This window comes from Bacteroides mucinivorans, from assembly GCF_034654355.2.
Lineage (GTDB): Bacteria > Bacteroidota > Bacteroidia > Bacteroidales > Bacteroidaceae > Bacteroides > Bacteroides nordii.
The window spans coordinates 1460666-1472537 of sequence record NZ_CP178179.1; the positions used below are offsets into that span (position 1 = coordinate 1460666).

Sequence of the window (11872 nt, forward strand, 5' to 3'; positions counted from 1 at the left end):
AGAGACAGTTTTGATTTAGCTCTGTTATGTAGTCTGTTTGTTATTGAATGCGTAATGGAGCTGAATCAAAAGTTACAATATTTTGAACGCAAATATCCCCACATATCCACTTTATTAAATTTTTAGTAGTGTAGATCATAAAGTAGATTTCCACCTTAAATGTAATTTAGTTTCCACTTTAGCCAAAAGAAAATTCAACATTCTCAATGCTTGCAAAAAGCATTCCTTCTTTTTTTCTTAAAAAGACTTTGCTTTCTCTGGCCAACCAACCAATAGCAAGAGCTACATCTTCAAACGTCAAACCCAGCTCATGGCATAAATCGAACATGGAAAGTTCACCTTTTTCATTTAAGATACGCCACACTTTTCCTGCATTTAAGCCAATTTTATTCTTTTCCATAATGCAAACTTTAGAAGATTAAACAATTTATTTATCTATAATTTAATCATTGTGAGCATATGAAAATAATGTTATACACATTACCTATCCACAAAGATAACATTTTTACAGAAAAAAACAAACTTAATCTGTATTAATTGGAAATGAAATCACCTTGAATTACTCTCATATTGAAATAATTATATTTATCTTTTTGTAATTATTTAGAGATGTAGAAACGGTGCGAAAATGGAAAGATAGGATAGCTTGCAAGTTGGAAAAATATTACAAGGAATAAGGTTTTTAAATGCTTGACTATTAGTGTTATATGTAAGCGGCTTTTTTCTCTACGAGGAATGGGTCGAAACTCTACGAGGAATGGGGTGAAACTCTACGAGAAATGAATCGATTCTCGTAGAATTATAAGTCGGATGTTTGCAATATTTTACAGGTAATATTTATAAAGAGAAATTATCTTGTTCTTGTTGTAATAAAAAATGCTTCAATTTATGGGTAGAATATTAGAACCTGTTTTCTGTTGAATAAGAATGTACACTTTGGTATCCTAAGAATGTACAGTTTTGCTATACAAGAATGTACATTCTTATTATACAAAAGTGTACATTCTTGTAAGTGTTGATTATCAGATTGTTATAGGTGTGATTCTAACTTGCTGAATTACGAATTCTATAGTAGTTTGATTCGTTATTATTCAGTATAAAATTAATCCGGCTAACGGGTAGTGCATCTATAAGAATGCAGGCAATTTCTATTGGTTGTTATTGGTATATAGGTTATATATGACTTTAGATACCTTTGGAAATGAAATCTTTAATCTCTTCTTCACTAGGTAGCTGGACTTTGTATTTTTGCACAAAAATATTGGGGTCTAAACCTGCTGTTGCATAACGGACTAAAGTGTCTCCTTTTTCCGTGCACAATAAGATACCAATTGGAGGGTTATCATCAGGTTGCATTATTTCTGCTTTGAAGTAGTTGAGATACATATTCAGCTGGGATGCATATTCATGGTGGAATTTGTCAATTTTCAATTCCACTATTACATGGCATTTCAATATACGGTGATAGAATACAAGATCGGCAAAGAAATAATCTTCATCTATTAATATACGTTTTTGGCGAGCTTCAAAACAGAAACCATGTCCCATTTCCAACAGAAACTTTTGTAAATTATCAAGGATAGCTCGTTCTAAATCATTCTCTGTAACCAGTACTTGCTCGTTTAATCCTAAGAATTCTAAGGTTATTGGGGTATTAATTACATCCGTAGGTTGAAGTTGTGTCGTTTGTTGTTGTACTAATGCGGAAAGTGCTTTTTTATTCTTGGATAAGCCACTACGTTCGTAATATAATGAGTTGATTTGTCGACCTAATTCTTTATATGACCAACATCCACGAATTGTTTCCATTTCATAAAAAGCACGTTTGACGGGATTGTCAATAGCTGATATTAAAGACAGGTTAGAGTAAGTAAGTTTATTGAATAGCTTATCAGCTGGAATCATCCATTTATGTATATCCATCAATTCGGCGGATGTCATCCGCCGAATCTCATTTTCATATTTGGCGGATGCCATCTGCCGAATTGGGGTAGCGAATTCTGTAGTCAGTGACCAACGGATTTCCGGGTTTGACATAACATATCCTAAGACTTCTTCTTTTAATTGCGGATAAATTAGATACAAACGTCTGAATTCCCGGAATCTACGCTCATTTAACCCTTTGGTGTTTAATCGCTTTTCTAAATTCTTTAAAAGTTGCTCACCGTAGGTTGCACGGTCTTCGCCATGCTGTTCAAACTCAACAATGTAGCATCCCATTAACCAATTGCGGGAAGTTAGTGCAAGATTTACAGAATGTGCAGCTTGTGCTTGCAAGGTATTCTGAATGGCACTGATGTGATTAACTAAAGATTCAAAGTTCATATTTTTACTCTTTAGAAGACATAAGCACATCTTGCAGATAATATATAGACTGCACCATTATCTTTATGTGAGTTTGATTCGTTATTATTCAGTATAAAATTAATCCGGCTAACGGGTAGTGCATCTATAACTTACTTCTGCTTTTCCAGATTTTGAATACGTTGCTCAAGCGCGGCGTATTTTTCATCTTTCTCTTTTAGTAAGCGTTCATAAAGTTCGGTGATTTTGTCGATAGGATTAAAAGCATTTTTTAGATTATTTGAATAACCTGTCGGAACAGTTACTCCCTCTTTATTATCATGTACATCATTTGTTATACTTTCAAATACCACTGATGGCGCATCTTCTTCCAGCGTTTTCAGATATTCTACCGGTACATTCAGTGCTCTGGCAAATCTTTGCAGTATTTCATCATCAATCGTTTTGGTTCTTTCGTATCTCGAAATAGCCGGTTGTGACAGATGTACAAGCTCAGACATGGCATCCTGTTTGATCCCTTTTTCAATGCGGGTGCGTCTTATATTATGTCCATGATGGACATTCAGGTTCTGTAATTCTTCTGTTTCCATGTTTTTTTAGTTTTTCAACAATTACTATCAGCAAAAAGTTTCATCCGAAGCAAATATACGAAAAAAACGAATAGAATGAATAAAATGAATGTCACTTTGCTCAAAATGAAATAAATTGAATGTATTTATATTTGCTGGTGTAGTTTTTTTACATTTAATTTGTAAATTCAAGAATGATTAAAATAGGAGGTGAAATGATTAAGTTATTGACAACTAAAGAGTCTACGTTATTAAGAAAACTGGCTAACTTATTGAAAGAGTATGATGCTATCATCTCCTGTGATACTTCGGATGAAGTTAAAATTATTGTTTTTGAAGGAGATAAAGATGTCAAAAGGGTGCCTATAATACTCCCGAAGAGTTTTGATGAAGAGGATATTGCGGATCTGTTAAATGAAACAAGCAGGCGGATAGAGTGGATAGCCAAAAATAAAGAAGTTAATTTCCTCCTTCCGGATGAAGAGGAAGGCTGAGGCTTCTACATCTAATGATGAATAACAATAGTTGTGACGTTGCATAACAATATATGTAGTGGTACATAACAATAGATGTAATTTATAACATGAAAAAGCCGCTCCCTCGTAAAGAAGCGGCTTTTCATATTAACTATAGCTTTTTAAAAAAGGGTTGCTGATTATAATATACCCTGAGCCATCATTGCTTTGGCAACCTTCATGAATCCGGCTACGTTGGCACCTTTCACATAGTTTACATAACCATCGGCTTCAGTACCGTATTGTACACAAGCTTCGTGGATATTCTTCATGATGCTCTTCAGTTTTTCATCTACTTCTTCAGAGCTCCAACTCAGTTTGATAGAGTTCTGAGTCATTTCCAGGCCGGATACGGATACACCACCGGCATTGGCAGCTTTACCCGGAGCATACAGGATTTTTGCATCCTGGAATACTTTGATAGCTTCCGGAGTAGAAGGCATGTTTGCACCTTCGCTGACTGCGATACATCCGTTTGCAACCAACTGACGGGCATGGTCACCATTCAACTCATTCTGTGTTGCAGAAGGCAGAGCGATATCGCATTTTTCACCCCAAGGTTTAGCTCCTTCTACATATTTGCAACCGTAAGTTTCGGCATATTCGCGGATACGGCCACGGTAGAGGTTCTTCAGTTCCATGATGTAATCCAATTTTGCGCGGTCGATACCGTCCGGATCGTAAATGTAACCATCAGAGTCGGACATCGTAACTACTTTACCACCCAGTTCCAATACTTTTTCTGCTGTATACTGAGCTACGTTACCAGAACCTGAGATAAGACAAACTTTGCCTTTCAGATCGGTACCCTGCCTTTTCAGCATTTCCATCAGGAAGTAGATGTTACCATAACCGGTAGCTTCCGGGCGAATCAGTGAACCACCAAATTCGCGGCCTTTACCTGTGAATGTTCCTGTGAATTCGTGAGCCAGTTTCTTGTACATGCCGAACATGAAACCTACTTCGCGGCCACCTACACCGATGTCACCTGCCGGTACGTCGGTCTCAGGACCGATGTGACGCCACAATTCCAGCATGAAAGCCTGTACGAAACGCATTACTTCGGCGTTTGACTTTCCGCGTGGAGAGAAATCGGAACCACCTTTACCACCACCCATCGGCAATGTAGTCAGTGAGTTTTTGAATGTTTGCTCGAAGGCAAGGAATTTAAGAATACTAAGGTTTACTGAAGCATGGAAACGGATACCGCCTTTGTACGGGCCGATAGCGTTGTTGTGCTGAACACGGTAACCCATGTTGGTCTGCACATTACCTTTATCGTCTACCCAAGTTACACGGAATTGATACACTCTGTCGGGAATGCAAAGACGCTCAATCAGGTTGGCTTTGTCGAATTCAGGATGTTTGTTGTATTCTTCTTCAATAGTAGCAAGAACTTCTTCTACTGCCTGATGATACTCCGGTTCATTGGGAAACCTTCTCTTCAAATCTTCTAATACCTTAGCTGCATTCATAATTCTTTTTCTTTTTATTAGTTGAGTTTATAAGTTGACAAATGAATGATGAGAACAAGTTGGCAGGGAAATCACCTGTCTTACTATCTTTTGTCTTGTTTCTCTCTTTTTGATGTTGCAAAAGTAAATATAAAAATTGAACTTGCAAACATTTTATAAAGAAAAACGGCATAAAATATCAATTTTGATATTTTATGCCGCAAATATGGAATAAAAAGATATTATTTATTCTTTTTGAGCGATTTGTAGACAGGAATGAACACTAATGCTGCCGAAATGATAAGCATAAGTATTGTTGGACCGTCAATACGCTCGGCGTATACTAATACTATGTAACAAAGCGCTACCCAAAGCAGAATGATGCAAACTATTTGTGATTTGGATAACGGGCGTTTCATATCCCTGCTTTTTTCTTGTCAACAATCGCATCGATAACCGCTACGGCTGTGATATTTACAATATCGCGCACGGAGCTTTCGATATCGGTAAAGTGGATAGGCTTGTTCAATCCCATCTGGATAGGGCCAATCAGTTCTGTATCCGGAGTCATTGCCTGGATCAGTTTGTAACCGGAGTTGGCAGAACTGAGGTTGGGGAATACCAGTGTATTGACATCCTTACCATTGAGGCGGGTGAACGGGTATTTAGCATCACGAAGTTCGCGATTCATGGCGAAGTTTACTTGCATTTCACCATCAATAGCCAGTTCCGGGTACTCTTTCTGCATATATGTTACAGCCTCGTGTACTTTCAGCGGACTACCTGCCTGATCGGAACCAAAGTTAGAGTAGCTCAGCATAGCGATAACCGGAGTGTGATTAAAGAACCTTACTGTCTGATCTGCCAGTTTCGCAATATCTATCAGGGTTGAGGCATCCGGATGACGGTTGATCAAAGTGTCGGCCAGGAAGTAGGTTCCCTTCTTGGAATTCAGGATGTGCATCGTTCCGAAGTGGTTGTATTCGGGACGGATTCCGATTACTTCTTTGGCTACTTTGATTGTATTGCTATATTTGGTATACAATCCGGTGATAAAGGCGTCTGCATCTCCGGTTTCCACCATCATCATACCAAAGTAGTTACGCTCAAACATTTTATCTGTTGCTTCGTCATACGTAGCACCTTCGCGGGCACGCTTTTCTGCCAGTATCTTTGCATAGCGTTCGCGGCGTTCTGTTTCGCGGTCGTGGCGCAGGTTGACAATTTCGATACCTTCCAGGCTCAGGTCAAGTTCATGTGCCAGTTTCTCGATACGTTCTTCGTTACCTAATATAATAGGATGGCAGATACCTTCTGCTTTTGCTTCAACGGCAGCTTTCAACATATTGGGGTGGCCACCTTCGGCAAATACGACGCGTTGCGGATTACGGCGGGCCGTATCATAAAGCTGGCGGGTGAGCTGTGACTCTTGTCCCATGAGTTCGCGAAGATGCGTTCTGTAAGCGTCCCAATCCTCGATATTTTTGCGGGCTACACCACTTTCCATGGCAGCACGGGCCACAGCGATGGATACTTCTGTAATCAGACGAGGGTCTACCGGTTTCGGAATGAAATATTCCGGTCCGAAGGTGAAGTTGTTTACATGGTAAGCTTCGTTTACTACATCGGGCACGGGTTGTTTTGCCAGGTTGGCAATAGCATGTACGGCAGCGATTTTCATTTCTTCATTAATGGCTTTGGCCTGTGTATCCAGTGCACCACGGAAGATATAAGGGAAACCAATCACATTGTTGATCTGGTTCGGATAGTCCGAACGTCCGGTTGCCATTAATACATCGGGGCGGGCAGCCATAGCATCTTCATAAGAAATCTCCGGCGTCGGGTTGGCAAGTGCAAACACAATAGGAGAGGCAGCCATGCTGCGTACCATATCTTGTGAAAGTACATTTCCTTTTGACAGGCCGAGGAATACATCTGCTCCTTTGATGGCTTCTGCCAGTGTATGAATGTCGGTACGGTCTGTGGCAAAGTATCTCTTCTGTTCGTTCAGGTCGGTACGGGCTTTGCTGATAACGCCTTTGCTATCCACCATTACGATGTTTTCGAGGCGTGCACCGAGTGATACGTATAGTTTTGTACACGATACGGCAGAAGCACCTGCACCGTTTACAACGATTTTCACATTCTCAATTTTCTTTCCGGCTACTTGCAGGGCATTGATCAGTCCGGCGCTGGAGATAATAGCCGTTCCGTGCTGGTCGTCGTGCATGACAGGAATGTCGAGTTCTTCTTTTAACCGGCGTTCTATTTCAAAACACTCCGGCGCTTTGATATCCTCCAGGTTGATGCCGCCAAAAGTCGGTGCAATTGCTTTTACAGCTTCGATGAACTTGTCCGGGTCTTTTTCGTCTACTTCAATATCGAACACATCGATACCTGCATAGATTTTAAATAATAGTCCCTTACCTTCCATTACCGGTTTGCCACTTAGTGCACCTATATCGCCCAGACCGAGTACGGCTGTACCGTTGGAGATTACAGCTACCAGGTTTCCTTTGGCTGTATATTTATATGCATCCTGCGGGTTCTTTTCGATTTCGAGGCATGGTTCTGCCACACCGGGAGAGTAAGCAAGCGATAAGTCGGTTTGTGTACTATAGGGTTTGGTAGGAACTACCTCAATTTTACCGGGTTTGCCCTGTGAATGATAGAGCAAAGCGGCCTCTTTTGTTATTTTAGCCATGATACTGCGTTTTTATAAAGGTTATCATTTGTCTGCAAATGTAGGAATAAAAGTTAGAAACTGTAGTCTATCTGTTATAAATTCTATTAAATTAATAACAAAAAGGCACAAAAAGAGAGAAATAGTACCTCCTTTTGTGCCTTTTACGTATATATATTCTAATTCATTTTCCGACCTTCATACTCTGTCTTTTATTTTTTATTCTTCGTTCTTTAATTTACAGGAAAGTTCCCGGACCCAGTATATCATACATATTGCTCACATCCCGGGTACGCAACAATTGACCGTTGGGGGTATAAAACAGCTGGTATTTCATATCTATATTGGCTTTTCCCACTTTAATAACAATAATGGGTTCCCATTTGGGGAATTCAACGTAGGTGACATCTTCAACAATTCCGTCCGCATAGTCGCTGGCGGCAAAAGCATTGTATACGGCAGGAGAGAGGCGGTCTACACTTACCAGTTCTGTCTGGGTCATGGCCCATTGTGCCTGGGCATTGAACCATACATTCTTTTCAAGGCCGTTCATCATGAAGTCGGCACAATAATAACCGTCATCCTGTGACCAGGCAATATCTTTGGCAGTGGGGTACATCTTTTTTAAAGCTGCCTGTACTTGGGCAGGAGCATAGCCGGCAAAGGCGGTGGTAGAAGCTATCAGCATAGCAAGCAATACACCAAGTTTTAATTTAATCATAGTTAAAGTGTTTAGTTAGGTGGATATTTTTGCTACTAACACTCAGTGCTGCTTTTTGTTTAGCTAAGAGTGCTTCCCGCACGGGGAGATACGCCAAGCGATGGTTAATCTGCGTTTTATTCTTATAAAAAGTTATAACTTGAAACGACTTTAATAGTCAGGTCTTCTATTTGAAAAACGTCTTCCTGATTTAATGTTACGATGTAACCCTCATTGAGGTGATATGTTTTCATGGCATCTATTAGTCCATTGAATTCACGTGTCTGATTATCTATGTCAAGTTTCAGGCAAACCTGAATAGCTTGTGTAATGGCTCCTTTTTCTATGGTGATAAAGTCACATTCACCTTTTCCTTTATGATAATATATTTCTTTATATTTTAATCGTAAAGCGTTATAAACCATGTTTTCTAACTTATGTCCTTCTTCTCCTTTTATTTTATTGACGTTAGCTGCTACTAACCCCATGTCGATTGCATAGATTTTTTTAGGATTGACCGTTTGTTTCTTTAATGAATAATCAAACATGGGGACTAAATTTATTAAATAACTTTGTTCCAGATGAGAAATATATTCCAGGATTGTAGTAGTAGAGCTAATGCCGGAAGGTTCCTTCAGCTTGTTTGCAGATGTCAGATTACCTATGTTTGAAAGCAGATAAACCATTAAACGTTTTAATCCGCGTGTATCTTTTATACCATATCGCACAGAAATGTCCCGTATGAGTATATCATCAAGTAGATTTGCCAATATTTCTTCAAAAGGAGCTTTTAAGTATTCAGGAAATCCACCTAAACGCATATACTCTTTAATAGAATCTTCGTTATGATCAAAATCTTTAAAACGACAAAATTCGTCATATGAGAAAGGGAATAGTTCTATAGTTAAGTGTCTTCCTGTTAAACTGGTTCCCAGCTCTTTACTTAATAAAGATGCATTGGAACCAGTAACGAAAACCTTAAAACTTTCGTCTAACTTTTGGCGGACATAACGTTCCCAACCTGTAACTACTTGTATCTCATCAAACATCAAGACTTGATTTCCTGCTTCTGCTATGATCATATCCAACTTCTGGAAATCAGATATTTCAAAATCATATAATCGTGGATCGTCAAAGTTAATATATAAAGCTTCTGTGTGTTTCTGTTTTAATAATTGATGTAGAAGGGTACTCTTTCCACATCTTCGAACACCAGATACAATGAGAGCATAGTTGTCAATATCCGGTAAAGTCTTTAACTCATTCCGAAGCATTCCTTTCTCTTTAATTTGCAGCATCTCTTTTTGTTGGCGGATTATCTCCTGTAGAAAATCTTTTTGTATCATAACATATTGCATTTAGATACAGGCAAATATAAAGGTTTCCATTGTAAATGCAAAATAGTTTCCATTCTAAATGGAAACTACTATCCGTTTAGAATGGAAGCTATTTATCTAACTCTTTATTTTTCTTTCCCATTCCGGTATTCCGCCGGAGACATTCCCTCATGCCGTTTGAAGTACCTGCCCAAATAAGACTGATCCGGAAATCCCAATTTATCGGCTATTTCCTGGATGTTCAATTTAGAAGATTGGAGTAATACTTTTATTTCCAGTATGGCGAAGTTATCAATTATTTTTTTAGCAGAGTTGCCTGTCACACTCCGGCAGATTCCTGTCAGGTATTTGGTAGAGATGCAAAGCTTGTTGGCATAGAAGGTTACATCACGCTGTGAGCTGCAATGTTCGTGTACCATGGCAACGAATTTACCAAATATCTCATCCTGGCGATTGCTGCCTTCAATCTCACTTTTAGTAAAGTAACGGTATGTTTTATCGTAAATATCAAGTAGAAAACTTTGCAAATGATTACGGGCTATCTGATTACGAAAACGGTTTTCGTAGTCAATGTAGATGGCGGAAGTGGCATCCATAAGCCCATTTATACTTCTGGTTGCATCTTCGGGGAGCGTATAGCAAGGGTTTTCTTTCAGAAAATGAAAGAAGGGCGGGTCGAGCCGCAGACAGGCTTCCCGAAACATTTCGCCATAGGAAGCGAAAAAAGAAAGGTTGAAGTCATCACTTTTTCCGTCCAGGCTGATTACGGTTCCGGGTAATAAAACAATCTGGGTGTTTTTTACTATCTCATATTTCCGAAGGTCGATAGTAATTTGTGCCCAACCGCTGCGACAGAATAAAATGACAGCGCAATCGAGTTTGTTCAAACGGTTGTGAAAAGCAGCAAGATCGCCTGTCCCGGCTATGAAAGATCTTTCCAGAGAGACGGTGAGCGGGTTTTTATATTCCATACTTTGTTCTTTATTTCACTGGCAAATATAGGAGTTTTAACTGAAAATAGAGATATGTTGTTCCGAAAATGAACAAAACTGTGGATGGTATGAAAAGTTTTCTGCAAGGAAAACGTTCTACCTTTGCCGCGACAAAATAGATAAGTCAACCAGTTGAAGGATCAACTGTATAGTAGAGAACATTAATTAAATGGGTATTATGAGCAAAAAGGTATGTAGAATGAAGCACATTGTGATGCTATCATGTTGTTTGGCTGTTGCAGGATGCAAGCAGGCACCACAAGTACAAATGGAAAGCGGATATGAGGTGATGACGGCATCACCGTCCGACCGGGTATTGTTCAGTACATATTCGGCGACAATTCGCGGTCGGCAGGATATTGAGATTTATCCGCAAGTGAGTGGTACGTTGACTAAAGTATGTGTCACAGAAGGTCAGCGGGTAAAGAATGGGCAGGCATTGTTTATCATAGACCAGGTGCCTTATGAAGCGGCTTTACAGACGGCTTTGGCCAATGTGGAAGCAGCAAAGGCTACACTGGCAACGGCACAATTGACGTATGACAGCAAGCAGGAACTCTACAGACAGAATGTAGTTTCCGAATTCGATCTTAGCACGGCAAAGAACTCATTGCTGGCAGCCAAAGCACAATTGGCACAGGTGAAGGCCCAGGAGGTGAATGCCCGTAATAACCTTTCTTATACGGTAGTGAAAAGTCCTGCCGATGGAGTTGTGGGAACTTTGCCTTATCGTGTAGGAGCGTTGGTTAGTGCCAGCCTGCCGGAAGCGTTGACTACCGTTTCTGACAATTCGGATATGTATGTTTACTTCTCTATGACCGAAAATCAGTTGTTAGGATTGATCAGGCAGTATGGTTCGAAAGAGGAGGCACTGAAACAGATGCCGGCTATTGATTTATTGTTGAACGACAAATCTGCTTATTCGGAAAAGGGAAGAATTGAGACGATTAGTGGGGTGATTGATCGTAGTACGGGAACTGTTAGTCTGCGTGCCGTATTCCCGAATGAGGGAGGGTTGCTTCATAGCGGTGGTGCCGGTAATGTGATTGTACCTGTGCAGAAATCAGGAGCTATTGTTATTCCTCAGGCAGCTACATATGAAATTCAGGATAAGGTATTTGTATATAAGGTAGTAGACGGCAAGGCGCAATCGGCTCCCGTGCAGGTGACCCGTGTGAACGGTGGGAAAGAATATATCGTAGATAGTGGGTTAGAGTCTGGTGAGGTGATTGTAGCAGAAGGAGTAGGATTACTTCGTGAGGGTACCCCAATTCAACCGAAAGACGCATTGCATGGCACATCAAAGTAATTAATGAAA

The 11872-nt window shown here is 39.9% G+C and carries 11 protein-coding genes; 2 read left to right on the forward strand and 9 right to left on the reverse strand.

The window, feature by feature from the left end; all coding sequences use genetic code 11:
• Window positions 1–178: 178 nt before the first annotated feature.
• From VCM39_RS05060 to VCM39_RS05070, 3 genes are all read right to left on the reverse strand, one after another.
• Window positions 179–403 carry a winged helix-turn-helix domain-containing protein gene (locus VCM39_RS05060; RefSeq protein WP_221649620.1) on the reverse strand — a complete coding sequence of 75 codons (225 nt, stop codon included), beginning with the start codon at window positions 401–403 and terminating at the stop codon, window positions 179–181.
• A 782-nt stretch (window positions 404–1185) separates the two neighbouring features.
• Complete coding sequence (locus VCM39_RS05065) at window positions 1186–2325, reverse strand: PDDEXK nuclease domain-containing protein (RefSeq protein ID WP_321028960.1); 1140 nt, start codon at window positions 2323–2325, stop codon at window positions 1186–1188.
• 131 nt (window positions 2326–2456) lie between these two features.
• Window positions 2457–2894: a helix-turn-helix domain-containing protein gene (locus VCM39_RS05070; RefSeq protein WP_221651173.1), complete on the reverse strand. Its 438-nt coding sequence runs from the start codon at window positions 2892–2894 to the stop codon at window positions 2457–2459.
• Window positions 2895–3088: 194 nt separating this feature from the next.
• Here VCM39_RS05070 and VCM39_RS05075 point away from each other — a divergent pair, with 194 nt between their 5' ends.
• Window positions 3089–3367, forward strand: a complete 279-nt coding sequence (locus VCM39_RS05075; protein ID WP_025866752.1) for a hypothetical protein — start codon at window positions 3089–3091, stop codon at window positions 3365–3367.
• Window positions 3368–3528: 161 nt separating this feature from the next.
• Here the strand turns inward: VCM39_RS05075 and VCM39_RS05080 are convergent, their stop codons facing one another.
• The 6 genes from VCM39_RS05080 to VCM39_RS05105 form a co-directional block, all read right to left on the reverse strand.
• Entirely contained in the window at window positions 3529–4863 is a 1335-nt protein-coding gene (locus VCM39_RS05080; RefSeq protein WP_221651175.1) for an NADP-specific glutamate dehydrogenase, read from the reverse strand.
• Window positions 4864–5084: 221 nt separating this feature from the next.
• Window positions 5085–5261, reverse strand: a complete 177-nt coding sequence (locus tag VCM39_RS05085) for a hypothetical protein (RefSeq protein ID WP_002562412.1) — start codon at window positions 5259–5261, stop codon at window positions 5085–5087.
• Entirely contained in the window at window positions 5258–7546 is a 2289-nt protein-coding gene (locus VCM39_RS05090; protein WP_221651176.1) for an NADP-dependent malic enzyme, read from the reverse strand. Before VCM39_RS05090 ends, VCM39_RS05085 begins: the two co-directional genes overlap by 4 nt.
• Before the next feature lie 217 nt (window positions 7547–7763).
• Window positions 7764–8246 (reverse strand): PepSY-like domain-containing protein, encoded by a 483-nt coding sequence (locus tag VCM39_RS05095; RefSeq protein ID WP_221651177.1) that lies wholly within the window; start codon window positions 8244–8246, stop codon window positions 7764–7766.
• A gap of 122 nt (window positions 8247–8368) precedes the next feature.
• Window positions 8369–9571, reverse strand: coding sequence for an ATP-binding protein (locus tag VCM39_RS05100; RefSeq protein ID WP_221651178.1), 1203 nt, complete (start codon window positions 9569–9571; stop codon window positions 8369–8371).
• Window positions 9572–9687: 116 nt separating this feature from the next.
• Window positions 9688–10533, reverse strand: coding sequence for a helix-turn-helix domain-containing protein (locus tag VCM39_RS05105; RefSeq protein ID WP_289293066.1), 846 nt, complete (start codon window positions 10531–10533; stop codon window positions 9688–9690).
• Window positions 10534–10732: 199 nt separating this feature from the next.
• Between VCM39_RS05105 and VCM39_RS05110 the strand changes: the two genes are divergently transcribed.
• Window positions 10733–11863: an efflux RND transporter periplasmic adaptor subunit gene (locus VCM39_RS05110; protein ID WP_221651180.1), complete on the forward strand. Its 1131-nt coding sequence runs from the start codon at window positions 10733–10735 to the stop codon at window positions 11861–11863.
• Window positions 11864–11872 lie beyond the last annotated feature (9 nt).